This is a genomic window from Burkholderia sp. 22PA0099 (genome assembly GCF_047497165.1).
Taxonomy (GTDB): Bacteria; Pseudomonadota; Gammaproteobacteria; order Burkholderiales; family Burkholderiaceae; genus Burkholderia.
Map to the genome: position 1 here is coordinate 3,230,005 of NZ_CP163165.1, position 24,792 is coordinate 3,254,796.

At 69.5% G+C, this 24,792-nt stretch carries 23 protein-coding genes and 1 pseudogene; 8 read left to right on the forward strand and 16 right to left on the reverse strand.

Features of this window, described 5'->3' with window-relative positions:
- Positions 1-273 precede the first annotated feature (273 nt).
- Positions 274-2,826: a mechanosensitive ion channel family protein gene (locus AB4851_RS29765; RefSeq protein WP_414449954.1), complete on the forward strand. Its 2,553-nt coding sequence runs from the start codon at positions 274-276 to the stop codon at positions 2,824-2,826.
- 312 nt (positions 2,827-3,138) lie between these two features.
- Here AB4851_RS29765 and AB4851_RS29770 read toward each other — a convergent pair.
- Positions 3,139-4,071: pseudogene (locus tag AB4851_RS29770) on the reverse strand (LysR family transcriptional regulator); the annotation flags it as partial.
- A gap of 122 nt (positions 4,072-4,193) precedes the next feature.
- On the opposite strand from AB4851_RS29770, the gene AB4851_RS29775 reads away from it, so the two are divergent.
- On the forward strand, positions 4,194-5,705 hold the full coding sequence (locus AB4851_RS29775) for a CoA-acylating methylmalonate-semialdehyde dehydrogenase (RefSeq protein WP_414444464.1): 1,512 nt from the start codon (positions 4,194-4,196) through the stop codon (positions 5,703-5,705).
- 140 nt (positions 5,706-5,845) lie between these two features.
- Here the strand turns inward: AB4851_RS29775 and AB4851_RS29780 are convergent, their stop codons facing one another.
- Positions 5,846-6,859 (reverse strand): zinc-dependent alcohol dehydrogenase family protein, encoded by a 1,014-nt coding sequence (locus tag AB4851_RS29780; RefSeq protein ID WP_414449955.1) that lies wholly within the window; start codon positions 6,857-6,859, stop codon positions 5,846-5,848.
- 643 nt (positions 6,860-7,502) lie between these two features.
- On the opposite strand from AB4851_RS29780, the gene yghU reads away from it, so the two are divergent.
- Complete coding sequence (yghU, locus tag AB4851_RS29785; protein ID WP_414449956.1) at positions 7,503-8,375, forward strand: glutathione-dependent disulfide-bond oxidoreductase; 873 nt, start codon at positions 7,503-7,505, stop codon at positions 8,373-8,375.
- 84 nt (positions 8,376-8,459) lie between these two features.
- Here yghU and AB4851_RS29790 read toward each other — a convergent pair whose 3' ends face one another.
- A complete protein-coding gene (locus tag AB4851_RS29790; protein ID WP_414449957.1) occupies positions 8,460-8,867 on the reverse strand; it encodes a VOC family protein in 408 nt (135 codons plus the stop codon).
- Positions 8,868-9,370: 503 nt separating this feature from the next.
- Positions 9,371-10,027, reverse strand: a complete 657-nt coding sequence (locus tag AB4851_RS29795; RefSeq protein WP_414449958.1) for a TetR/AcrR family transcriptional regulator — start codon at positions 10,025-10,027, stop codon at positions 9,371-9,373.
- 278 nt (positions 10,028-10,305) lie between these two features.
- Between AB4851_RS29795 and AB4851_RS29800 the strand changes: the two genes are divergently transcribed.
- A complete protein-coding gene (locus tag AB4851_RS29800; protein ID WP_414444459.1) occupies positions 10,306-10,713 on the forward strand; it encodes a PRC-barrel domain-containing protein in 408 nt (135 codons plus the stop codon).
- A gap of 256 nt (positions 10,714-10,969) precedes the next feature.
- On the opposite strand, the gene AB4851_RS29805 is transcribed toward AB4851_RS29800, so the two are convergent.
- Positions 10,970-11,545: a DUF3455 domain-containing protein gene (locus AB4851_RS29805; RefSeq protein WP_414449959.1), complete on the reverse strand. Its 576-nt coding sequence runs from the start codon at positions 11,543-11,545 to the stop codon at positions 10,970-10,972.
- 318 nt (positions 11,546-11,863) lie between these two features.
- On the opposite strand from AB4851_RS29805, the gene AB4851_RS29810 reads away from it, so the two are divergent.
- The 3 genes from AB4851_RS29810 (at position 11,864) to AB4851_RS29820 (ending at position 14,526) form a co-directional block, all read left to right on the forward strand.
- The gene (locus tag AB4851_RS29810) at positions 11,864-12,310 is read left to right on the forward strand and encodes a CHRD domain-containing protein (RefSeq protein WP_414449960.1); all 447 of its coding nucleotides are present in this window, start codon (positions 11,864-11,866) and stop codon (positions 12,308-12,310) included.
- Between the two features lie 78 nt (positions 12,311-12,388).
- Complete coding sequence (locus AB4851_RS29815; RefSeq protein WP_414444456.1) at positions 12,389-12,994, forward strand: cytochrome b; 606 nt, start codon at positions 12,389-12,391, stop codon at positions 12,992-12,994.
- Between the two features lie 110 nt (positions 12,995-13,104).
- Positions 13,105-14,526 carry a glycosyltransferase family 2 protein gene (locus AB4851_RS29820; RefSeq protein WP_414451979.1) on the forward strand — a complete coding sequence of 474 codons (1,422 nt, stop codon included), beginning with the start codon at positions 13,105-13,107 and terminating at the stop codon, positions 14,524-14,526.
- 29 nt (positions 14,527-14,555) lie between these two features.
- On the opposite strand, the gene AB4851_RS29825 is transcribed toward AB4851_RS29820, so the two are convergent.
- From AB4851_RS29825 to AB4851_RS29870, 10 genes are all read right to left on the reverse strand, one after another.
- On the reverse strand, positions 14,556-14,999 hold the full coding sequence (locus AB4851_RS29825; RefSeq protein WP_414449961.1) for a GNAT family N-acetyltransferase: 444 nt from the start codon (positions 14,997-14,999) through the stop codon (positions 14,556-14,558).
- A gap of 235 nt (positions 15,000-15,234) precedes the next feature.
- The gene (gene serC, locus AB4851_RS29830) at positions 15,235-16,332 is read right to left on the reverse strand and encodes a 3-phosphoserine/phosphohydroxythreonine transaminase (protein ID WP_414449962.1); all 1,098 of its coding nucleotides are present in this window, start codon (positions 16,330-16,332) and stop codon (positions 15,235-15,237) included.
- Positions 16,329-17,621 (reverse strand): ATP-grasp domain-containing protein, encoded by a 1,293-nt coding sequence (locus tag AB4851_RS29835; RefSeq protein ID WP_414449963.1) that lies wholly within the window; start codon positions 17,619-17,621, stop codon positions 16,329-16,331. The genes serC and AB4851_RS29835 overlap by 4 nt, the downstream gene beginning before the upstream one ends.
- Positions 17,622-17,624: 3 nt before the next feature.
- On the reverse strand, positions 17,625-17,849 hold the full coding sequence (locus AB4851_RS29840) for a hypothetical protein (RefSeq protein WP_414449964.1): 225 nt from the start codon (positions 17,847-17,849) through the stop codon (positions 17,625-17,627).
- 225 nt (positions 17,850-18,074) lie between these two features.
- Positions 18,075-19,118, reverse strand: a complete 1,044-nt coding sequence (gene dmpG / locus AB4851_RS29845) for a 4-hydroxy-2-oxovalerate aldolase (RefSeq protein ID WP_414449965.1) — start codon at positions 19,116-19,118, stop codon at positions 18,075-18,077.
- Positions 19,115-20,077, reverse strand: a complete 963-nt coding sequence (locus AB4851_RS29850) for an acetaldehyde dehydrogenase (acetylating) (protein WP_414451980.1) — start codon at positions 20,075-20,077, stop codon at positions 19,115-19,117. The genes dmpG and AB4851_RS29850 overlap by 4 nt, the downstream gene beginning before the upstream one ends.
- A 56-nt stretch (positions 20,078-20,133) precedes the next feature.
- Positions 20,134-20,901, reverse strand: a complete 768-nt coding sequence (locus AB4851_RS29855) for a 2-keto-4-pentenoate hydratase (protein ID WP_414449966.1) — start codon at positions 20,899-20,901, stop codon at positions 20,134-20,136.
- Positions 20,898-21,716 (reverse strand): 2-keto-4-pentenoate hydratase, encoded by an 819-nt coding sequence (locus AB4851_RS29860; protein WP_414449967.1) that lies wholly within the window; start codon positions 21,714-21,716, stop codon positions 20,898-20,900. Before AB4851_RS29860 ends, AB4851_RS29855 begins: the two co-directional genes overlap by 4 nt.
- Positions 21,713-21,934 (reverse strand): tautomerase family protein, encoded by a 222-nt coding sequence (locus AB4851_RS29865; protein ID WP_414449968.1) that lies wholly within the window; start codon positions 21,932-21,934, stop codon positions 21,713-21,715. The genes AB4851_RS29860 and AB4851_RS29865 overlap by 4 nt, the downstream gene beginning before the upstream one ends.
- Positions 21,935-22,188: 254 nt before the next feature.
- Complete coding sequence (locus tag AB4851_RS29870; RefSeq protein WP_414449969.1) at positions 22,189-23,019, reverse strand: amidohydrolase family protein; 831 nt, start codon at positions 23,017-23,019, stop codon at positions 22,189-22,191.
- Positions 23,020-23,212: 193 nt separating this feature from the next.
- Between AB4851_RS29870 and AB4851_RS29875 the strand changes: the two genes are divergently transcribed.
- Positions 23,213-24,118, forward strand: coding sequence for a LysR family transcriptional regulator (locus AB4851_RS29875; protein WP_414449970.1), 906 nt, complete (start codon positions 23,213-23,215; stop codon positions 24,116-24,118).
- 28 nt (positions 24,119-24,146) lie between these two features.
- Here AB4851_RS29875 and AB4851_RS29880 read toward each other — a convergent pair whose 3' ends face one another.
- Positions 24,147-24,764 (reverse strand): carboxymuconolactone decarboxylase family protein, encoded by a 618-nt coding sequence (locus AB4851_RS29880; protein WP_414449971.1) that lies wholly within the window; start codon positions 24,762-24,764, stop codon positions 24,147-24,149.
- Between the last annotated feature and the right edge of the window lie 28 nt (positions 24,765-24,792).

A 24,792-nucleotide genomic window follows, 5' to 3' on the forward strand; every position in this document is an offset into this window, starting at 1 on the left:
CGCGGCAAGGCACGGTTCGCGGCGACAGTGGCGCACTGTCATGGTGACAGCGGCCGGGGCAAGGCAGCGAAGCGAAGCAGCGAAGCGCGTTCTCGCGAGTGCCCGACAATCCTGACGATTTCCTTTCATCATCAGCCGCCCGAACGCCTGCGCCGGCTTCGCCCGCACGCCCCGCGCTGCGTGCGGAACCAAACGGGTTCGGACGCAATCATGTTAACGTCCTGCCACCGCCTTCCAGACGGGCCGCCGTGCCGCGTGCCCCATTCACACCCTATGCGACAGATCCTGATCGGCTGGCTGCTCGCCATTGTCGTCTCGGCGGCCCATGCCGCCGCCCCTGCCCCGGCATCCGCAAACTCGGACGCCGTGCCGCCGCTCACCCCGCAGCAGGCCCAGCAAGCGCTTTCGGTGCTCGAGAACGTGCATCAGCGCACGCAGTTCGAAGCCACGCTGCGCGCGATCGCGGCGGCCGGCGCCTTGAGCACGCCCGTGCCCTCCAGCGCAGCATCGGCGGCCAGCGCCAGTTCGGCCGCGTCGGCCGCCGCGGCCTCCACGCCCACGGCGCTGCAAACCAACGGTCTCGCGTCGCAACTGGTGCGCCAGGGCGCGCATTGGGCCGCGCAGATCGGCGGCGCGCTGCGCGATTCGATGCATTCGCTGCTCGACATCGGCTCGGTCGGCAGTTGGTGGCATGCCAAGCTCACGCACGGCACCGAGCGCGCCGAATTCCTCGATTTCGTGAAGCTGATCCTCGCGGCGCTGCTGCCGGCGCTCGCGGTCGAATGGCTGGCGCGCCGGCTGCTGCGGCGTGCGCTGGCCGCGCTCGCCGCACGCCGCGCGGGCCACGACCCTCACGACGACGAAGCCGACAGCGCAAACAGCACCGCGGCCTCGAACGCCTCCGGCGCAGCCGCCGAGGCGCAGGCCGAGGCTCGCGTCGAAGCGCGCGCGCAGGCGGACCGCGCCGCGCTCGGCGCCAACGATGCCGACGTGTCCGCCACCGCCGCCGACGCCTCGCTCGACCCGCAGCACATCGCCCACGCCACCCGAGGGCGCGGCCACGCGCTGCGCCACAGTTCGGCGCTGCGCCGCATGCCGCGCGCGCTGATCAGCCTGGCGCTGCGCTCGGTGCCGGTGCTGGTGTTCGTCGGCGTGGCCACGCTGACGATGTCGGCGCTGACCGACGACGACACGCCGCCCGCCAATGCGGTCAGCTCGCTGATCGACATCTACGTGATCTGCCGGATGGTGGCGATCGTCTCGCGGCTGTTCTTCCAGCCCGATGCGCCGCAACTGCGCCTGCTCCATATCGACGATCGCTGGGCCGCGTTCACGCAGCACTGGATTCGCCGCATCGGGCTGGTGGTGGGCGGCTGCGCGGCCGCGGTGGAAACCGCCGCGAGCTTCGGCCTCAGCGAGGCCGGGCATCTGGCGCTGCTCAAGGCGGTGGCGCTGATCGGCCACGTCATGGTGTCGATCCTGATCCTGCAATGCAGCCGGCCGGTGGCCGCGCGGATTCGCGCGCACTGCGCCGGGCAGCCGTCTCTGGCGCTGCTCGGCAACGCGCTGGCCGATGCCTGGGCGCCCGTCACGGTGTTCGTGGTGATGGCGCTGTGGTTCGTCTGGGCGCTCGACGTGCACAACGGCTATCACGTCCTGATCTCGCTCGGCGGCCGCTCGATCGCCGTCATGATCGGCATGCGGATCGTCGCGATTCTGGTGTTCGGCGCGCTGGCCCGGCTGTTCGAGCGGCGCGACGCCGACAGCGGCACGGTGGTGCATCGCCATGCGTACCGCTACTACCCGCTGCTGCGCCAGATCGTCTCGGGCGTGGTGGCCGTCGTGACGATCATCGCGTTGCTGCAGATCTGGGGCGTGCCGGTGCTGCGCGCGCTCGAATCGGGCACCATCGTCCACCGGCTCGCCTCGGCGCTGGTGACGATCGCGATCGCGGCGGTGGTGGCGCTGTTCGTGTGGGAGGCGGCCAACATCGGCATCGAGCGCCGCCTCGACAGCTGGACCCGGCAGGGCAACCTGGTGCGCGCCGCGCGCCTGCGCACGCTGCTGCCGATGCTGCGCTCGCTGCTGTTCATCCTGATCATGCTGGTGGTGGTGCTGACCGGCCTGTCCGAGCTGGGCGTCAACGTCGGGCCGCTGCTGGCCGGCGCGAGCATCTTCGGCGTGGCGCTCGGCTTCGGCTCGCAAAAGCTGGTGCAGGATTTCATCACCGGCATCTTCCTGTTGATGGAAAACGCCATGCAGGTGGGCGACTGGGTCACGCTGGCGGGCGTGTCGGGCACGGTGGAATACCTGTCGATCCGCACCGTGCGGCTGCGCGCCGGCGACGGCTCGCTGCACACCGTGCCGTTCAGCTCGGTATCCACCGTCAACAACACCAATCGCGGGCTGGGCAACGCGGCGGTCAAGGTCAGCGTGCAGTACGGCGAGGATCTCGACGCGGCCGTGGCCACGCTCAAGGAGATCGGCGCGGCGTTGCGCGTCGATCCGCAATACAAGGACGGCATCCTGTCGGACTTCAGCTATTGGGGCGTCGATTCGGTGGACGGCGCGTCGATCGCGCTGTCGGGGCAGATCCAGTGCAAGGACACCACGCGCTGGGGCGTGCAGCGCGAATTCAACCGCCGCATCGCCGAGACGTTCCGCGAGCGCGGCATCCGCATCGCCAACCCGCAGCGCACCGTCCTGACGCGCGAATCGCACGACGGCGCGATTCCGCCCGACGCCGATCCCGACACGCCCGCCGACAAGGAATCGGGCCAGGCGGCCGGCTCGCCGCTCGACGCGCCGCCGCCGACGCGCAGTTGAACGGACGGCCTGCGCGATGGAACGGGGGCCCGACCTTGATCTGACGAGCTTGAGGGGCGCACCGCGCAGGATCGCGGTGCGCCCCTCGCCATTTCAGGCACGGGGGGCGGCGCGTTTGGCGTATTTCGCGTTCCTGGCTTCCTTGGCCTCCTTGCCTTCCTTGGCGTCGGCCTTGGCGCCCTTTGCGCCCTTTGCCTCCTTGGCGCCCTTCGCGTCATCCTTGGTGCCCTTCGCCTCCTTGGCGTCCTTCGCGTCGCCCTCCGCTTCCCTGGCGTCCCTGCCCTCCCTCGCTTCCCCCTCCGCCTCCACCCCGAAACCCGGCGCGAACGCCTCGCGCAGATACGCGACAAACGCCGTCACCACGCGCGGCACATGCGTCGCATAGGGACGCACCGCCAGCAATTGCTCGGCGAACACGCCCACCGGCCGCCATTCGGGCAGCACGCGCACCAGCGTGCCGGCGCGCAGCGCGGCCACGGCCGAGAAATCGGGCAGCAGCGCGATGCCGAGATCGTCGAGCGCCGCATCGCGCAGCACCTCGCTGTTGTTGGCACACAGCGGCCCGGCGATCGGCGTGGTGACGCGCGCCGCGCGCGTGCGGCGCGTGCCGGCCCGCTCGAAACTCCAGGCCGTCGACCCGTGGCTGCGCGGGTAATAGAGGCAATCGTGTCCGACCAGATCCTCAGGCCGGGCCGGCGCGCCGCGCTTCGCCAGATAACCGGGCGTGGCCACCAGTACCGACACCGTGCGGCACAGCTTCCAGGCCACGTGCGTGTCGGGCGCGGCGGCGCTGTGGCGAATCGCCAGATCGAAGCCCTCGGTGGCGAGCGACACGAGCCGATCCGACACGTCGAGCTGCACGCGCGCCTCCGGGTGGCGGCGGCTGAATTCGGCCAGGCGCGGCGCCAGATGCTGGCGCGCCAGCGCCACCGGCGCGCTCACGCGCAGGCTGCCGCGCACCACCTCGGCCGTGTCGCGCACGCCCGAGAAGCTCTGCGCGATGCGTTCGTAGAGCGGCCGGGTTTCCTCCACCAGCCGCAGCCCCGCCTCGGTCAGCCGCACGCTGCGCGTGGTGCGCTGCACCAGCGGCACGCCGGCGGCGCGCTCCAGCTCGGCGATCTTCAGGCTGACGGCGGCCTTGCTGACGCCGAGCCGCCCGGCCGCGCCCGTGTAGCTGCCCTGGTCGGCCAGCACCGTGAGCCAGTGCAGATGAGCCCACAGGCTCTCGATTTGATCGATGTTCATCGCGTGATTGTTCAGAAATTTAAACAATGATTTCATCGGCAGTGTATATCCATCGGGCGGCGCGGCTCCTACACTGCACAGCACTGACCGGCCACGCCCGGCAATCCACCCAGGAGGAGCCCATGAATCCGTACACCGATCGCACCGACGTCGAACACTTCATCGACGGCCAGCGCACCGCCAGCCACGGCACGCGCACGCAGGCCGTCTACAACCCGGCCACCGGCGAGGTGGCCCGCACGCTGCGCCTGGGCGACACGCGCGATGTCGATGCGGCCGTCGAATCGGCCAAGCGCGCATTCGCGGGCTGGAGCAACACGCCGGCGATCCGCCGCGCGCGCGTCATGCTGCGCTTCCTCGAACTGATGAACCAGCGCCGCGACGAGCTGGCCGCGATCATCGTGGCCGAGCACGGCAAGGTGTTCAGCGATGCGCAGGGCGAAGTCTCGCGCGGCATCGACGTGATCGAATTCGCCTGCGGCATCCCGCAACTGCTCAAGGGCGACTACACCGAGCAGGTCTCCACCGGCATCGACAACTGGACCACCCGCCAGGCGCTCGGCGTGGTGGCCGGCATCACGCCGTTCAACTTCCCGTGCATGGTGCCGTGCTGGATGTTCCCGGTCGCGATCGCCGCCGGCAACACGTTCATCCTGAAGCCGAGCGAGCGCGATCCGTCGGCCTCGCTGTTCATGGGCGCGCTGTTCAAGGAAGCCGGCCTGCCGGACGGCGTGTTCAACGTCGTGCAGGGCGACAAGGAAGTGGTCGACGCGCTGCTCCAGCATCGCGACGTGAAGGCCGTCAGCTTCGTCGGCTCCACGCCGATCGCCAACTACATCTACGAAACCGGCGCGAAGAACGGCAAGCGCGTGCAGGCCCTGGGCGGCGCGAAGAACCACATGGTGGTGATGCCCGACGCGGATCTCGACGCCGCCATCGACGGCCTGATCGGCGCGGGCTACGGCTCGGCCGGCGAGCGCTGCATGGCGATCTCGGTGGCGGTGCTGGTGGGCGACGTGGCCGACAAGATCGTGCCGCGCCTGGCCGAACGCGCCCGCGCGCTGAAGATCGGCAACGGCATGAACGCCGAATCCGAAATGGGCCCTATCGTCACGCGTCAGGCCGTGGAGCGCATCGAGGGCTATGTCGGCCTGGGCGTCGAGGAAGGCGCCACGCTGGTGGTGGACGGCCGCGGTCACCAGGTCGAAGGCCACGAAAACGGCTTCTTCACGGGCGGCACGCTGTTCGACCACGTCACGCCCGAGATGCGCATCTACAAGGAAGAAATCTTCGGCCCGGTGCTGGCCTGCGTGCGCGTGAAGGATCTCGGCGAGGCGATCGACCTGATCAACGCGCACGAATTCGGCAACGGCGTGGCGGTGTACACGCGCGACGGCCACGTGGCGCGCGAATTCGGCCGCCGCATCGAAGTGGGCATGGTGGGCATCAACGTGCCGATCCCGGTGCCGATGGCCTGGCACGGCTTCGGCGGCTGGAAGCGCAGCCTGTTCGGCGACATGCATGCGTACGGCGAGGAAGGCGTGCGCTTCTACACGCGCCAGAAGTCGATCATGCAGCGCTGGAACGAAAGCATCGAGAAGGGCGCGGAATTCGCGATGCCGACCGCGAAGTAAGCGTGTCGGCCGGCCACCTCGATCGGGGCGGCCGGGCAAGCCTCACAATCACGCGGCAATCAAAAGGCCGGCGATCGCAGCACGCGATCGCCGGCCTTTTCACGTTCGCCGCATCGGCTCGGACGCGGGCGTGGGCAAGATCACCACTCGGCGACGATCTTGCCGAAATGGCCGCCCTGCTCCTGCCAGCGGAACGCCTCGGCCAGCGCGTCGAGCGCGAAGCTGCGGTCGATCACCGGGCGGATCGCGTTGCGTTCGAGCGCGCGCACGTAATCCTGCTGCTGGCGGCGGCTGCCAACGATCAGCCCTTGCAGCCGCGCCTGCCTGGCCATCAGCGCGGCGGTCGGCACCTCGCCCTGCATGCCGGTCAGCACGCCGATCAGCGAGATATGGCCGCCCACCCGCACCGCGTCGATCGACTGCGCGAGCGTGCCCGGGCCGCCCAACTCGATCACGTGGTCCACGCCGCGCCCGCCGGTCAGCTCGCGCGCCACCGCGCCCCAGCCCGGCGTCTGCCGGTAGTTGATGGTGTGATGCGCGCCGAGCGCGCTGGCGCGGGCCAGCTTCTGGTCGGACGAGGACGTGACGATCACGGTCGCGCCCATCGCGCGGGCGATCTGCAACGCGGCGATCGACACGCCGCCGGTGCCGAGCGTCAGCACCGTGTCGCCGGCCTTCAGCGCGCCGTCGCCCACCAGCGCGCGCCAGGCGGTCAGCCCGGCCGTGGTGAGGGTGGCGCTTTCGGCGTGGCTCCAGCCGCGCGGCGCGTGCGTGAAGGCCTGCGCGGGGCGCACCACCACCTCGGTCGCGAAGCCGTCCGCGCCGTCGCCGGGCGTGCCGGCGAAGTTGCCCACGGCGTCGAACGCCGCGCCGTCGGCCCAATGCGGGAAGAACAGCGACACCACGGCGTCGCCCGGCGCGAATTCGTCGACGCCGTCGCCCACCGCCTCCACCACGCCCGCGCCGTCGGACATCAGCACGCGGCCGTCGTCGGTCGGCATGCCGCCCTTGGCGACGATCAGATCGTGGAAGTTCAGCGAGGTGGCGTGCAGCCGGACGCGAATCTGGCCCGGCCCCGGCTGGCCGGGATCGGGCAGGTCGCGAATCTCGATCCGGTCGAGCCCGCCCGGTGCGCGCAGGACGGCGGCCTTCATGCGAGCCTCCCGATGCGGCGGCGGCCGAGAACGAGCGAGGTGAGCGAACGCGGCGTCAAGGCGGCGCGCGATTGAAGCGGAGCAGGCAGCGTGAGCATGCGGAGGGTTCCTGTGATGGGTCACGGAATACGCGCGGCGGAGGCGGAATATGGTGGCGAAAGACGGCTGTGATTCGCGGCTGTAATTCGCGGCCGTGATTCGTCGCTGTATATCGCCACTGTGATTCACGACCATGATTCACGACCGTGATCTACGGCTGCGATCAACGACCGCGACTCACGGCTGAGATTCACGACCGCAATTCACGGCTGCGAGTCACAACCGCGGTTCACGGCTGCGGTTCACGGCTGCGAGTTGCGACTACGACTCACGACCGCGATTCACGGCTGAAATTCGCACGGCCGCCGCGCGCGGCCAGTGGCACATGATGAACCGCCTCGCGAAACGCTGCTCGGCCGCCATCGAACGCGGCGGACCTCCACGCCGTAGCGGCCCGGAGCCGCCTCCGGCGAGATTGCCGAAACTTGACTACAGTAACGGTCCCGGCGGAACGCCCGCGCCGCATGGTTCGCCGCGCGCACCGCCACCACCCTGCCCCACGCCGCGCGTGCGGGCTGCCGCCGCCTCTTTCGGAGAAGATTGCATGAGCCAGGATTCCGTCTACGTTCCCCCGGCCGTCTGGACCCATCGCGCGCCATCCGGCGGCCATTTCGCGAGCATCAACCGCCCGGTCGCGGGCGCGACCCACGACAAGCCGCTGCCGGTGGGCGCGCATCCGCTGCAACTCTATTCGCTGGCCACGCCGAACGGCGTGAAGATCGGCGTGATGCTGGAGGAACTGCTCGCGCTCGGCCACACGGGTGCCGAATACGACGCCTGGCTGGTGCGCATCGGCGACGGCGATCAGTTCGGCAGCGGCTTCGTCGAAGCCAATCCGAACTCGAAGATTCCCGCGCTGGTGGATCACAGCGGCGCGCAACCGGTGCGCGTGTTCGAATCGGGCTCGATCCTGCTCTACCTCGCCGACAAGTTCGGCGCGCTGGTGCCGAGCGAGCCGGCCGCGCGCGCCGAAACGCTGAACTGGCTGTTCTGGCAGATGGGTTCGGCACCGTACCTCGGCGGCGGCTTCGGCCACTTCTACGCCTATGCGCCCGAGAAGCTCGAATATCCGATCGACCGCTTCACGATGGAAACCAAGCGCCAGCTCGACGTGCTGAACCAGTTGCTAGCCGAACGCCCGTATATCGCCGGCAACGCCTACTCGATCGCCGACATCGCGATCTGGCCGTGGTACGGCTGCCTCGCGCTCGGCGAGTTGTACGGCGCGGGCGAATTCCTCAACGTGGTCGAATACACCCACGTGCGCCGCTGGGCCATGCAGATCGCCGAGCGGCCGGCCGTCAAGCGCGGCCGTCGCGTGAACAGCGTGCGCGGCGAGCCGGCCGACCAGCAGCACGAGCGCCACGCCAGCACCGATCTGGATCGTTTCGCGCTGTTCACGCCGGTTGCCCGCTGAGTACGATAAGCAGGATGACGAAGCAAGGGCGGCGCATCCGGAGGTGCCGGATGCGCCGCCCTTGCGGGTGACTTCGTTGCTGCCTTACTCGTCGAACGTGCCGCGATATTCGTCCGACGCATCGGCGCGCGTGTTCAGCTCGAACATCACGCCGCCCGGGGCGCGGCAGAAGAAACGCGAGCCGCGGCCGTTGTTGAACACGGCCGTCTCCATCGGCACGCCCTCGCCCTTGAGCCGCGCGTAGAGCGACTCGACGGCGTCGAGGTCGGGCAGTTCGAACCCGGTGTGGAAGTTGCGCGGCCAGGCCAGCGTTTCGTCGCCGGCGTCGTCGATCACGACGTCGAAGCCGGGGCGCTTGAGGATATACGAGCGATCCCAGGTGCCGGCGATCGTGAAGCCGAGGTAGCGCTCGAAAAAGCGCGCCGTGGCGGCCGTGTCGGACGAGGGAAAGCTCAGGTGGTTCAGTTTCATGCTGCGGGTCACGTCGGTCATGTCGATGCCTTGCGGGTGCGATGGCGGTGGCCCGATGCCGTACCGCCGACCCGTTCAGAATACGAGCCGGCCCATGCCGCCGGCTACTCGCATCGGCGCGCGGTGGGCGGGGTGGCGCGGCCCGCGCGGCCGGGCAGGCGCGGCAAGGCGCGTTGATGCGCCGAGCCGCTTCGTCGGTCTCGTGCTTGCTCACATTCGGCGGCGTGCTTCAGGTTTCGCGCCTGGGTTTTGCACGTGCCTCGGCTTGCTCGCGTTCGATCTGCGCTTAAGGTCTCGCACCCGGGTGTCGCGCGCGCCACCGCTTGCTCACATTCGGCAGCCAGTTTCAGGCCGCGTGCCCAGGTTGCGCGCGTGCCTCGCGCTTGCCCGCACTCGGCGATCCACTTCACGCCTCGCACCCGGGTTTCTCTCGCCCCGCGCGCTTGCTCGCACTCGGCGGCCCACTTACGCCCCGCGCCCGGGTTTCGCTCGCCTCGCGCGCTTGCTCACACTCGGTGCCCGCTTCAGCCACCGCGCCCAGCTTTCCCCCGCCCCTCGATCAAATCCAGCTCGCGCAGATACCCAAACACCGCCGCACGCAAACGCCGCTCCAAACTCGCCACGTCGCGCTCGCCACGCGCCCCGGCGCTGTCGGTCAGCGCCTGCACGATCTCGCCGAGATCGGCCGCCGCACGATCGAGCGCGCCGGAGGTCCCGCCCTCGCCGGCCGGCAGCACGCGGCGCAGGATCGTCGTCATCGGCGCTTCCAGCCCGACGCATTCCACCGCATCGCGCAGCGCCGGGCTGTCCTCCTGCTCGTCGAGCAGCCGCGCCAGGTTCGGCCGCTGCAACTGCTGGCGCGCCGTCGCGGCCAGCAGCAGGCCGAGCGCCGCGACGCCGTCCGGCTCGGCCAGCGCGGCGTCCATCTCGTCGAGATAGCACTGCGTTTCGCGCTGCATCAGCGCCACCGTCAGCGCATCCTTGCCCGGGAAATACTGGTAGAGCGAACCGATGCTGACGCCCGCGCGCTCGGCCACCGCATTGGTGTTGAAGCCGTCCAGGCCGCGCGCCTCCAGCACCTGCGCGGCGGCCTCGACGATCGCGGCCACCGTTTCGGCGGCGCGCGGCTGGGTCGGGGTCTTGCGCGGTTGCAGGCGGGGGCGGGGCTGGCGATCGGTCATGGCGCGGCGGAGAACAGGTCGGGACACGCGCATTGTACAAAGGCGGGCGCGGCCGAAAATCCGCCCGAAACAGGGCCAGGTACAAAAGCCTCGCTGCCTTGTAAAAACGCGCGCCGCCCCGCTCGCAGGCCCGTCGCACAATGCGCCGGGACGCGGCACGCGGCTTGCGCACCTTCAGGGCGTTCGACCTCTCGGCCCGGCTTGCCCCGGCCCCTTTCCGCTTCGGTGGATGACCTCGCCACGACGACGTCATCCGCCCCCTTGACGGAGGATTCCCCATGAAATCGACGCCCAGCCCCACGCCCGGCACCCACAGCGGTCCGCTTGCCGGCTATCGCGAAACCGATTCGAGCGGCGCGCTGCCGCTCGCCGTCCACACGCTCGAAGGCGCAAGCATCAGTGCGCCGGACGGCACCGCAGTCGGCCACCTGAGCGACTTGCTCGTCGATCTGGGCGAGGGTCGCATCACCCACGCCCTGATCGCCACGGCCGACGATCGGCACGACCACCTGATCGCCGTGCCCTGGTCGCTGATGTCGGCGGACACCGAAGGCAAGGGCCTGAGCATCGACGCGCCGGCCGAACGCGTGTTCGACGCGCCCGGGTTCGACCGTGATCGTTCGCCGTCCGCTCGTGACAGCGATTGGGCGCAGGCGATCGAGCGCCATTTCGGCTCGCGCGCCTGAACCGGCGGCGGGCAGAGCGCCCATCGCGCGCCGCGCCCGCCGCCTGCCGCCTACCGCCCATCGCGGCCTGCCGCCTGCCAGGCACCGTCGCCTGCTGCCCGGCCGCGCTTACCGCCTGTCGCGCGCCGTCGTCTACCGCCTGCCGCGCACAGTCTCCTGCCGCCTACTGCCAGCCGCCTATCGCCTACCGCAGACTGCCCGTCGCGCGCCGCCGCCCATCGCCCTCCATCGGACTCAGCGCCCCTGCCCGCAAGGCTCAACGATAGAACGCATACCGCGCCAGATACGGCGTGCTGCCTTCCTGATGCTCGGTCGCACACGGCGCGGCCGGCATCGCGCCGCCTACCGTCGCAAGCCGCTGCACATGGCGCACCCCGGCCAGCAGGCCCGCGCCGCCCGTGTCGTGCGTTTCCAGCAGCAGTTGCGGGATGCTGCCCGGCGTGGCCGACGGCTGCTGCGCCAGCACGCGGCCGACGATCCGGCTGCCATCAGCCGCCGCCCACGACGGCCCCGCGCCATGCTGCACGCGCGCCTGGCCGCTCGCGTCGTAGAGCGTGGCCGCCGGCCGCTTGAACACCCAGCCCAGCCGATGCTGCGCGTCGAACTCGCAGGCGTAGATCTGCACGCCCGACGCCGCCAGCGTCAGCGCCGGCACCCCGCCGCCCGGCGGTTCGAGCGAAGCGGGCGCCGCCGCCATCGGCGCGACCGATGCACCCTGCCCCCCGGATTGCGGCGCCGCACACGCGCCAAGCGCCGCCAGCGCCGCGAACGCCATCGCGAAGCGCGCCGCACGCCCCCGCACCGCTACCTGAGCTGCCATCGAATGCCACATGGAAAAACCTCGTTGTCTTAAATGAATGGTGGGAACCAAGCTGCCCTTCCAGAACGCCCGAGCCCCCCTCGCTATTCCATCTTCCGTACAGCTTATGCAGCCGCGCGGCGCCGCGCGTATCATGTGCGCGCATGGCGGCGGGCCTGGTGGCGAAGCACTTACGAAGTGCTTTCCATGGCTGACGATTCGTCATGCGAACGGTTCGATGATTTTTTTTGCATTCCGATGGAATAAGCCCCCACCCCCATGCGTTAAGCAAGGGAGCGGACGACGATGACGACCGCCACTCTTCAACGCATACGACCTGACGAAACCGCCATGAAACTGATCTCCCGCCGTGCCCTGACGATCGCCGCGCTGTCCCTCGGCCTGGCCGCCTCGCTGTCGGCCCAGGCCGAAACGCTGCAAGTCCATGCCGACCTGGCCGCCGCCACCGAAGTGCCGCCGAAGCAGAGCGACGGCCACGGCATGCTGATGGGCAGCTACGACACCGATTCGAAGCAACTGACCTGGCACGTCGACTATTCGGACCTGACCGGCCCGGCCACGATGGCCCACTTCCACGGCCCGGCGCCGGTCGGCAAGAACGCCGGCGTGGTGATCCCGATCGCCACCAAGGATCTGCCGAGCCCGATCGAAGGCCACGCCACGCTGACCCCGGCGCAGGAAGCCGATCTGCTGGGCGGCCGCTGGTACTTCAACGTGCACACGGCCAAGAACCCGGGCGGCGAAATTCGCGGCCAGGTCGCCACCAGCAAGTCCTGATCATCGGCATTCCCGGCCGCCGCCCGCTTCGATGCGGGCGGCGGGCGCGCTACGACCCTCTCCACCAGAGCCTCACCCATGAATTCACGCGCTCCGTCCTCCGCCAGCCCGGCCGTCGAAGCCTCGCCCAGCGTGCCGCGCTACACGCGCACCGCGATGGCGCTGCACTGGCTGATCGCGCTCGGCATCCTCTGCAACGTCGCGATCGCCATCAGCGCCGACTGGATGCCCGACGGCTGGGTGCGCCCGGCCATCGACATCCACAAGTCGATCGGCATCACCGTGCTCGGCCTGGCGATCCTGCGCGTGCTGTGGCGCGTGTCGCACCGCCCGCCCGCGCTGCCGGGCTGGTTCCGCCGCTGGGAGCTGCGCGCCGCGCACCTCGCGCACATCCTGCTGTACGTGCTGATGTTCGCGATGCCGATCACCGGCTGGCTTCATGATTCGGCCTGGGACGGCGCGGCCACCCACCCGATGTCGCTGTACTACGTGATCCCGTGGTTCCGCCTGGGCTTCATCGAGAACCTGCAGCCCGACCTGAAGAATTACCTGCACGGCCTGTTCGGCACGATGCATACGTGGGCCGCCTACGCGCTCTACGTGGTGCTGGCGATGCATGTGCTCGGCGCGCTCAAGCACGAGCTGTTCGATCGCGAATCGGTCCTGCGCCGGATGCTGCCGTGAGCACGCCCTCGTCTGCCCTGACTGTCGCCAAGAGCGCGTCGGCCCGCGCCGCCGCCGCACGCGCCGTGACGGCCGCCGCGCGCGAAGCGCTCGACCTGGCCCGCACCCGCATGTCGCCGCGCCTCACGCCGCGCGGCACCACCCTGATCAGCGTGCTGATCCACGGCGGCGCGATGGCGGTGTGGATCCTGCTGATCACGCGCGCGCTGCTGCCGGGCCTGGTGTCCTGGTCGGTCGGCATCGCGTATGTGATCTACGACACGCTGCTGCTCGCGTTCGTGGCGGTCAAGATCTGGCCGCTGGCCGGCAAGCTGTCGGCCGTGCATGCGCCGGCGCAGCCCGCCCCGGGCCAGCCGCAGCCCACGCTCGGCGTGGTGGTGGCGGCCTACAACGAGGCACCCGTCATCAAGGTCACGCTCGACGGCCTGTTCGGCCAGACCGAGCCGCTGCACCAGATCGTGTTCGCCGACGACGGCTCGACCGACGACACCGTCGCCGTGCTGACCCAGCAATACGGCCTCGTGCAGGCGCCCGACGGCGAACTGAGCGCGCCGAGCACGCTGTATCCCACCTTGCGCTGGCTGCGCGTGCCGCACGGCGGCAAGGCCGCCGCGCTGAACGCCGCGCTGCTGCATGTCGAGACCGACGCCGTGCTGACGGTGGACGCCGACACCCGGCTCGCGCCCGACGCCTGCGCCGCGATGCGCCGCGCGTTCGTGGCCGAGCCTGAGCTGGTGGCCGCCACCGGCATCCTGACGCCGATCTGCGCGCGCGATCTGTCGGGCCGCTTCTTCCAGTGGTTCCAGACCTACGAGTACATCCGCAACTTCATGTCGCGCTTCGCGTGGATGCGCGCCGACAGCCTGCTGCTGATCTCGGGCGCGTTCGCGTGCTTCCGCCGCGACGCGGTGCTGAAGGTGGGCGGCTTCGACGGCGAATGTCTTGTCGAGGATTACGAACTGATTCACCGGCTGCGCCGCTACGCCGTCGAGCAGGGCGAAACCTGGCGGGTGCGCGTGATCGGCGACGCCCACGCGCACACCGATGCGCCGGGCACGCTGCGCGCGTTCCTGCGTCAGCGCCGCCGCTGGTTCGCGGGCTTCCTGCAGACGCAGTACTGGAACCGCGACATGACCGGCAACCGCCGCTACGGCCAGCTCGGCCTGCTGATGCTGCCGGTCAAGGCGCTCGACACGCTGCAGCCGATCTACGGCCTGACCGCGATCGCGCTGCTGCTGGTGTTCCTCTGCGAGCACCGCTTCCACACCGCGCTGTCGATCTCGGGCGTGATCGGCGCGAAGATCGCGATCGATTTCGCGTTCCACCTGTGGTCGATCCACCTGTATCGGCGCTGGACCGGCTACCGCGAACAGTCGAGCCTCGCGATCGCGTTCGTCGCTTCGGTGTTCGAACCGTTCAGCTTCCAGGTGCTGCGCCATGCCGGCGCCGCGCTCGGCTGGCTCTACTTCCTGCGCGGCAACCGCCATTGGGGCGTGCAGGAGCGCACCGGGCTGGTGGGCGACAAGAAGTAAGCTCTCCTGCGCGACGCGGGCCTCACGGCTCACGCGTCGCGCAGCGCCTTGCGCATGAAGTAGCGCGACACCCCGGCCGGCCGGCACGGGATCTCCCCGAACACCGTGAAGCCGTGCTTCTCGTAGAAGCGCGGCGCCTGGAACGAGATGGTGTAGAGCACCGCGTGCTCGCAGCCGCGCCGGCGCGCCTCGGCCTGCGCCTGCCGCAGCAGTTCGCTGCCCACGCCGCCCCGGCGCAACGGCTCGGACAGATAGAACATGTCGATGAACAGCACGCCGAGCGAGGTGCGGCCGGTCAGGCCGCCGAGCACCGCGCCGGTGGCCGGGTCGGTCACGATCAGGTCGAGCGGGGTGTTGTCGGGCTGGCCCGATTGCGCGTCGTTGTACTGGTTCAGGTGTTGCGCGAGCCAGGCGCGCGCGGCGTCGTGCTGGCCGTCGGCCAGCCGGATCGTGTAAGCGGATTGCGATGTCATGCGGATGAAGTGGCGTCGAACGGTGGGACGGCCCGGCTGCCGCATCGCGGCGCCTGGGCTCGGTCGTGTCATCGCGATGAATGCGATGCGCGCACATACTGCCACGCCCGGCCCGCTCATGCACCGGCTCGCGCGGCATGCCGACGCCATGACATCCGTTTCGATTCGATAACGCCTTCGCGCGAGGCGGCAACGTCGCTTACGCCGCTGACGCCATCACCTCACCCCTACCCGCTCAAAGCCGCGTGCGCCCGAACGTCAGCAGCGCCTCGCACAAGGTCTCGACCGCCTCCTCCGTCACCGCGTTGTAGAGCGACGCGCGCAGCCCGCCGATCGAGCGATGGCCGTCCAGCCCGACGATGCCGTAGCGCCCCGCGTAATCCACGAACGCGTCGTCCATCCAGGCGTCCTTGAACGAGAACGCCACGTTCATGCGCGAGCGCCAGCGCGGCGCGGCGTGGATCGACACGGCGTCGCCGAGCGCGTCGAGCGTCGCGAACAGCCGCGCCGACTTGCGCGCATTGATCTCGCCCATCGCCGCCAGCCCGCCCACCTCGTCGCGCAGCCAGCGCGACACCAGCGTCAGCACGTAGATCGCGAACACCGGCGGCGTGTTGTAGTTCGAGCCGTGCGCCACATGGATGCGATGGTCGAGCATCGCCGGCAGCGTGGCCGGCACGCGCGCCAGCAACGAGCGATGCACGATCGCCACCGTCACGCCCGACGGGCCGAGGTTCTTCTGCGCATGCGCGTAGAGCATCGCGTAGCGATCCATGCGCAGCGGCGCGGACAAAAAATCCGACGACATGTCGGCGATCACCGGCACCGCCAGTTCGCTATCGAGCGCGTCGAACTGCAAACCCTCCACCGTCTCGTTCGACACGTAGTGCAGATAGGCCGCGTGCGGATCGGGCGCGAGCGCGCGCAGGTCGGGCAGATCGACGAAGCCGCGCGCCTCGCCGTCCCACGCCACCGTGGCCGGGCCGACGCTGGCGGCATCGCGCGCGGCGCGGCGGCTCCAGTAGCCGGACACCACGTATTCGGGCGGCGCATGGTCGGGCGTGGCGAAGTTCATCGGGATCATCGCGAACTGCAGGCTGCTGCCGCCCTGCTGGAACGTCACGGCGTAATCGTCGGACAGGCCCAGCAGCTCGCGCAGGTTGCGTTCGGCCTCCAGCAGCAGCGCGCGAAACCATTCGGAGCGATGGCTGGTGCCGAGGATCGACAGGCCGGTGTCGGGCAGCGCGACGATCGCGTCGCGCGTCTGGGCCAGCACCACCTCGGGCAGCGCGCCGGGGCCGCCGGAAAAATTGAGGGCGTTGGGATTCGTCATGCTAGTGCGTCGGGAGATTCGGGAGATTCGGGAACGTCAGGAGAACCGACGAAACCGGCGGCGTCGCTCAAGGCCGCGCGTCGCGTGATCATCGCGAGGAACGCGTCGAACACGCGCTGCATCTGCGGCAGCTTGTACGGGTACAGCGCGGGATCGTCGATGTCGTGCACCACCATCGCGGTGGCCGTCTCGAAGATCAGCAGCGCGCCGTCGCGCGTCTCGGCGCAATCGAGGCCCACGTAATCGAGGCCGGTGCGCGCCGCGATGCGCGCGAACGCCTCGCGGTGGCGCACCGCGAAATCGGCGTCGAAGCTGGCGAAGCAATGCGCTTCCTCGTCGCGCCGCGACGTGTCGCCGGCCATTTCCGCGTACGGGTAATGGACGATCCAGTGCGACGAAATCCCCATGTGGCACACGAGCGGCACGCCGTCGCACATCACGATCCGGTATTTGCGGTAGAGGCCGTCGTCGCTGCGGTAGTCGACGAACGGCGCGACGTAGAACGCCTCGCCCGCCATGGCCTGCAGATACGCGGTGAAGTCGGCCGGCGCATCGATGCGCACCAGCCCGCGCCCCGCGTGCGAGCCCACCGGCCGCACGATCAGCGGATAGGCGGCGTTCAGGCCGGCCACCGCCGCACCGTCTCGCGCGGCGTCGGCCAGCCGTTCGCGCGGCACGCGCACCGTCTCGGCCATGCGGATGCCGGGCTGATCGCCGAGCAGCGCGAACGCCGCCTCGCGCGCGGTCGAGCCGATGCGTTGCGGCGCGTTGATCAGCGGGCGCGGGCTGCGCGCGGCCAGCGCCGCCATGCGCGCCAGGCGCGGCGCGTTGGCGTCCGACGCGCAGGCCGCCACCAGCAGCACGTCGTGCGGCGGCAGCGCGGCGGGCAGCGGCAGCGCGTCGTCCACGTACAGCACGTCCACGTGCAGATCGGCCCGCTCGATCAGGCATTCGAACGGCGTGTTGGCGATCAGGTCGCCGGGCGTCTTCAGCACCAGCAGGCGCGGCGCACCGGGCAACGCGGCGCGCGGCGGCACGTAGTGCTGACGATTCGCGAGCGCCAGTTGCTGCACCTGCGCGGCCGCCTCGGGCTGGTACTTCAGTTCGAGCACGAGCGCGAGTTCGAGCAGCGCATCGGGCTCGTCGTGGGTCTCCAGATAGCGGACCAGTTGCGCGCCGAGCGGCGTGAGGTCCAGCCCCTGCCCGGCCGCGCGCAGCAGCTCGGCCAGCCCGAGCGGGCGGTACGGCTCGCCCGCGCCCTCGGTGGCATCTTCGAGGTTCGGCGCCATCGTTCAGCCGCTCCGCTTCGGCGACGGCGCCACGTCGGCGCGCTCGCCGACATAACCGATCCATTCCTCGAACCAGCGCGGCGGCAACGCCGCATCAGGCATGGCAGGCGGTGGATCGTCCTGCGCAAGGTGCGCGGTCCGGTGCGCGGCGCGGCACCCGGCATCGCGTCGGCCGGCAACCAGCGTCAACGCGCCGCGACGCGCCGGTTTGAGAGGCACATTCGACATCCGGCAATTCCCCATGAGACGGCCCGGCGCGCGGCGGCGAGCCGGGCACCGTGTGTTGAAATCCGGGCGGGGAGGCGTGCGCGGCGTGGCGCGAGTGCCCCGCTCCGGTCGGCGACCAGCATGCGGGGGCGGGGCTTAACGGATGCTTAACTTCGGCGTTACAACAGAAAAATTCGCAGGAAGATTTGCGCAATCGTGTCTTACACGGGATGCGTCATGCGGCGGTCATACCGGCGCGTGCGCCTCGGGTTCGGCACGCGCGAGCAGATCGAGCGCGACGTCGACGATCATGTCCTCCTGGCCGCCCACCATCTTGCGGCGGCCCAGCTCGACGAGGATATCGACCGTCTTCAGGCCGTACTTCGCGGCGGCCACCTCGGCATGGCGCAGGAAGCTCGAATACACGCCGGCATAGCCGAGCGCGAGCGTCTCGCGATCGACCCGCACCGGGCGATCCTGCAACGGCCGCACCAGGTCGTCGGCCGCATCCATCAGGCGGTACAAATCGCAACCATGGTTCCAGCCGAGCCGCGCGGCGGCCGCCACGAACACCTCGAGCGGCGCGTTGCCGGCGCCCGCGCCCATCCCGGCCAGGCTCGCATCGATGCGGTCGCAACCCTCCTCCACCGCCACGATGGAATTCGCCACGCCGAGGCTCAGGTTGTGGTGCGCGTGGATGCCGGTTTGCGTTTCAGGCTTCAGCACGTCCTTGAACGCGCGGAACCGCTCGCGCACGTCGTTCATGCCGAGCGCGCCGCCCGAATCGACCACGTACACGCAGCTCGCGCCATAGCTTTCCATCAGCTTCGCCTGCGCGGCCAGCTTCTGCGGCGTGGTCATGTGGCTCATCATCAGGAATCCGACCGGGTCCATGCCCAGCTCGCGTGCGTATTCGAGATGCTGGCGCGACACGTCGGCCTCGGTGCAATGCGTGGCCACGCGCACCACGCGCGCGCCGGCGTCGTAGGCGTTGCGCAGGTCGTGGGTGGTACCGATGCCGGGCAGCAGCAGCGTGGCGATCTTCGCGCGCGTCACGCTCTCGGCCGCCGCCGCGATCCATTCCACGTCGCTGTGCGCGCCGAAGCCGTAGTTGAAGCTGGAGCCTTCGAGGCCGTCGCCGTGCGCCACTTCGAGGCTGTCCACGCCGGCCGCGTCGAGCGCGGCGGCGATCGCGCGCACGTTGGCCAGGCTGTATTGATGGCGGATCGCGTGGCTGCCGTCGCGCAGCGTGACGTCCGAGATATAAAGCTTGCGGTCGCTGACGCTCATTGCGCGGTCTCCTTCAGTGCACGCGAGATGCCGGCTTCGATCCGGCGGCGGGCCATCATGTCGCCGCACGCGAGCGCGGCCGAGGTCATGATGTCCAGGTTGCCGGCATACGACGGCAGGTAATGGGCGGCGCCCTCCACTTCGAGGAACACCGAGGTCTTGATGCCGTGCCGCAGCCCGAGGCCCGGCACATTGAGCGGCTGCTCGGCCGGGATCGTGTCGAACTGCACGCGCTGCTTCAGGCGATAACCGGGCACGTAGGCCTGCACGCGCGCCACCATTTCGGTAATGCTCTGCTCGATGCGCGCCGTGTCGGCCGCCTCGGACAGCACGAACACCGTATCGCGCATGATCAGCGGCGGCTCGGCCGGGTTCAGCACGATCACCGCCTTGCCGCGCGCCGCGCCACCGAGCTTCTCGATCGCGGCGCGGGTGGTCTCGGTGAACTCGTCGATATTGGCGCGCGTGCCGGGGCCGGCCGACTTGCTCGAAATCGACGCGACGATCTCCGCGTAATGCACCTTCGCCACCTGCGACACGGCCGCCACGATCGGGATCGTGGCCTGCCCGCCGCACGTCACCATGTTCATGTTCGACGCGTTCTCGGCTTCGAGGTTGATCGCCGGAATCACGTACGGGCCGATCGCGGCCGGCGTCAGGTCGATCACCTGCACGCCGTGCGCCTGCAATACTTCGTTATGCCGAGCATGCGCGCCGGCCGAGGTGGCGTCGAACACCACGTCGATCTGCGCAAACACGTCGAGCTCGAGCAGCCCGTCGAGGCCCTCGGCCGTGGTCGGCACGCCCAGCCGGGCCGCGCGCGCGAGGCCGTCCGAGTTCGGATCGACGCCCACCATCGCGCCCATTTCGAGGTGCCGGCTGTTGCGCATCACCTTGATCATCAGGTCCGTGCCGATATTGCCCGGCCCGATGATGGCCACTTTCACCTTGCGATTCATCATTCACTCCCGTTCGCCGGCGGCCGGCCTTTCTTTCGCCACCGCCGGCATCGCATTCAACGCTTCACATGGAACCCGGCGCTGCCGAGCTGCTCCATCTCGACCGAGACGTATTGCCCCGGCGCGATCCACTCGGCCGGCGTCGCGCCGCCCGCCATCACGATCCAGCCGGCCTGCAGCGGCTCGCCGGCCTGCGCCGACAAACGCGCGGCGGCCACCAGCGAGCGCAGCGGATGGCCGAGCAGCGCGGCGGTCGAACCGACCTGCACCACGCGGCCGTCGATGTTGAGCGTCAGGCCCAGGTTGCTGAAATCCGTTTTCGGATCGCGCCACGCGCCGATCACGAAGCCGCTCGACGACGCGTTGTCGGCGATCACCTCGGGCAACGTGAACTTGAAATCGCGGTAGCGCGAATCGATGATTTCGAGTGCCGGCGCGATCGCTTCCACGGCAGCCAGCGCCTGCGGGCCGGTCACGTCGCCGTCGAGCGCGTGCTTGAGCACGAACGCGATTTCCGGCTCGACGCGCGGGTGCACGAAGCGCGAGAAATCGATCGCGGTGCCCTCCTCGATCTGCATGGCCGAGGTCAGGCGGCCCCAGATCACGTCGGACAGCCCCATCTGCACCATCTTCGCGCGGCTCGTGAAGCCCATCTTCACGCCGACCCGGCGCTCGCCGCGCGCGAGACGGCGCTCGATCGAGGCAGCCTGGATGCGATACGCGTCGTCGAGCGACAGGCGGTGGTCGGTATCGAACTGTTCGATCTCGCGCGCCTCGCGCGCGGCGTCGTCGAGCAGGCTCGCGTATTCGGTGATCTGGCTCATTGGCGGGCCTCGCTCGCGGATGCGGTGGAATCGGAGTCGAACACGGCGCGCACCGCGCCGAGCCCGTTGATGCGCGCCTCGAAGATGTCGCCCGGCGCAACCGGCACCATCGGCCCGAGTGCCCCCGACAGCACCAGGTCGCCGGCCTTCAGCGGCGTGCCGAGCCGCGCCATCGTGCGCGCGAGCCACACCACGGCGTTGATCGGGTTGCCGAGGCAGGCCGCGCCCGCGCCCACCGACACCGGCTCGCCACGGCGCTCCATCGCCATGCCGCAGAGGCGCAGGTCGAATTCGGACAGCTTGCGCGGGCGGGTGCCGAGCACGTAGGCCGACGACGATGCGTTGTCGGCGATCGTGTCGGCGATGCGGATGTTCCAGTCGGCGATGCGGCTGCCGACGATTTCGAGCGCCGGCAGCGCGTAGTCGATCGCATCGAGCACGTCGAGCTGGCCGGGGTTGTCCACGACGATGTCGCGGCCGATCACGAACGCGATTTCCGCTTCGATCTTCGGCTGCATCAGGATCGACGCCGGAATCGGTTCGCCGTCGCCGAAGCCGAAATCGTCGAACAGCATGCCGAAATCGGGCTGATCGACGCCCAGTTGCTTCTGCACCGCCACCGAGGTCAGGCCGATCTTGCAGCCGACCAGGCGGCGGCCTTCGGCCAGGCGGCGCTCGGTGTTGACGCGCTGGATCGCGTAGGCGTCGTCGATCGACAGCCCCTCGAACGTCTCGCGCAGCGGCGCGATCGCGCGCCGCGTGCGGGCGGCGTCGGCCAGCGCGTCGGCGGCCTGGCGGATCGCCTCGGGCGTCATTGTCCGTTCTCCTGAACGTCGGGCTTCGGCGCCGGCAGTTCGTCCTTGGTCTGGCCGCCGACGGCCCAGAAGCTGGCCGGCGTGGTGGTGGCGTACACGCGGATGGTGTTGAGCGGCGCGCCCAGCGTTTCGTGCACGGTCTGGGCGACGGCCTTCACGCAGGCCTTGATGGCGGCCTCGTCGCGGCCCTCGACGAGGGAGATATGAACAATCGGCATGATGGGTCTCGGTTCGACAGCGGGGGAATGGGGGAAATCGGTCAGGCGGCGGTATGGGTCGGCGGCGAGCGCACGCACGAACCCGGCGCGAGCACGGCGCGCGTGACGTCCTGTTGATTGCCGATGCGCATGCGGGTCTCCATGTAGGACGGCGGGCGGCTCGCCTTCCGTCTCGATGGAACGCATGATGCGTGGTGGGCGCGGATACCGTCCAATACCGATTTTTGAAAAACCGATACCGGATTGGTATGGCCTTATTCCCCGAAGCCGAACAGCCGGCGCGGCGTGTCCCACAGAATCCGGCGGCGCACGGCCGCATCCGGCACCAGTTCGCCGAACAGCGCCAGCAGCGGCGCGTAGTCCATCCGCTCGGGCGCGCGCAGGAACGGCCAGTCCGAACCCCACACGCACTGTTCCGGGCCGAATGCGTCGAGCAGCGCGAACAGGTACGCGTGCGCATCCTGATACGGATGCGAACGCTGCGAAAACTTCTGCATCCCTGACAATTTCACGGTCACGCGGCCTGTTTGCGCAAGCCGCAGCAAGGCCTGGAACGCCGGCTGGCCGACGCCGTGCGCCACCTCCGGTCGGCCGCAGTGATCGATCAGCACGCGTGCGCGCGTCGATTCGATCAGCGGCAGCAGGTGCGGCAACTGATCGCCGGCCACCTGGATCTGCGCGAACAAACCGTGATCGGCCAGCATCGCGAACAGCGCGCCGGCATCGTCGAACACCCCCAGCCCTTCGAGTGCCGGGTTGAACGCCACGCCCACTACCCCCGCATCACGCAGCGCGAGCAGCGCGCCAGGCGCGATGTCGTTCTCCACCACCGCCACGCCCTTGAAGCGGCCGCCGCCGTGCGCAATCGCGTCGAGCATGCAGCGGTTGTCGGTGCGGTAGCCGCTGGTCGGGCCGACCAGCAGCGCGTGGCGCACGCCGCATGCATCGAGCACGCGCGTGAACTGCGCGGCGGTGCCGATCTCCTGCTGGCTCGGCTGGTACGGCGTGGTGGGCGAATACGGGAAGCGCTGTGGATCGAAGACGTGGTTATGGCAATCGATTTTCGGTTCGTCGAACAGGTTCATCGTGTCGGGCAGGCAAGCTCGGGGAAGGAAAACCGGGGGCGCAAGCGCCCCGGCGCGGGTGGGCGGCATGGCGCTCATCGTATACGGAAGCCGCTCGGCGCAGCCGGCTTGCCGCCGCCCCGATCTTGCGTTTCAATACGGCAAAACGGCAAAGCGATACCGCAACGGTATCGGCCGCGCGCAAGGAGGCGGGATGGAAATCAAGCAGATGCGCTACTTTCTGGCGCTCGCCGAGGAGCTGAATTTCAGCCGGGCCGCCGAGAAGCTGCATATGGCGCAGCCGCCGCTGACGCGGCACATTCGCGCGCTGGAGGAGGAAATCGGCGCACCGCTGTTCGTTCGCACCACCAAGGGCGCGGAGCTGACCGAGGCCGGCCACGCGCTGCTGGCCGAGGTGCCGAACATCCTGTCGCTGTCGCGCCGCGCCGAGGAGCGCACGCGGCTGGCCGGCCAGGGCTACGTGGGCAGCCTCGACGTGGGCATCTTCAGTTCAGGCATCCTCAACGTCATTCCGCGCCTGCTCGCCGAATTCCATGCCGAGCGGCCGAACGTGAAGATCAGCATCCGCAACCTGTCGAAAGCCGAGCAGATCGCCGCGCTGCGCGAGCGGCGCATCACGATCGGCTTCAACCGGCTGGTGCCCGACGAACCCGATATCGGCGTGGATTGGGTGCAGCGCGAGAAATTCCTGGTGGCGCTGTACGAAGGCCATCCGCTGTGCGCGAAAAAGCGCATCACGCTGCGCGACCTCGATGGCGAACCGATGATCCTCTATCCGAACGCACCCGTGCACGGCCTCGCGCAAGAGGTGGCGGCGGCGTTTCGCGCCGAGGGCGTCGCGCTGCGCGTCGAGCAGGAAGTGGAGGACGTGGTGACGTGCATCGCGTTCGTGTCGAGCCGCTTCGGCGTGTGCGTGACGACCGAATCGGCGGCCAACCTGCGCCTGCCCGGCGTGGTCTATCGGCCGTTGCAGTCGAGCCAGTTGCGCGACATCGAATTGAGCTGCCTGTACCGCAAGCAGGAAAACTCGCCGATCCTGCTCGCGTTTCTCGACCTGATCCGGCGCACGCGCACGCGCAGCATGCGCGTGGCGTATTGAGCGCCGCCGGGCGGTGCCGGCATCAGCGTCAGGCCGCGCCCGGCTCGCGGAACGCGTCCACCACGTGCAGCGTGTGCGCGTACACCGCGCCCGCGCGCAGCACGACGGCGATCGCATAGGCCTCGTCGAGCGCTGCTGCATTGCCGGGCGTGGCCAGCGCGGCGTCGTGGAAAACCTGCCGGCGCGCCTCGTTCGATTGCGTGTAGGCCGCGGCGGCAGCGGCCACCCATACCAGCCCCGGCGTCAAGTCTTCGGTATCGAACACGGCCTGCGCGAAACGCAGCCGCGCGCGGGCGATGTCGCTGCCGCGCAGCGCCGCTTCGTCGGCGATCGCGAGTTGGCCGCCATCGAGCGACACGGCCGCGTCGCCCAGCGATTCGAGCGCGGCGCTCAGGTAGCTGACCGCCAGCGCTTCCTGCTCGTTCGCGCCGCAACGGCGCGCGAGCGCCGCGTGATGCTCGATGCAGAACGCGCAGCGCGTGACCTGCGCGATCGCGACGGCCACCAGATGCTTGTCCTTCTCCGACAGTTGCCCCGCGCGCCACACCGGCGCCGACATCGCGCGAAACGCCTTCGGGCCGGCGTGCTGCCGTTCGAGCGCGCCGAGAATCCGCGCTTCTTCGTCATGCAGGCGTGAACCGCTCATGATCAACAAGTCCTGTTGGAAAGGGGAA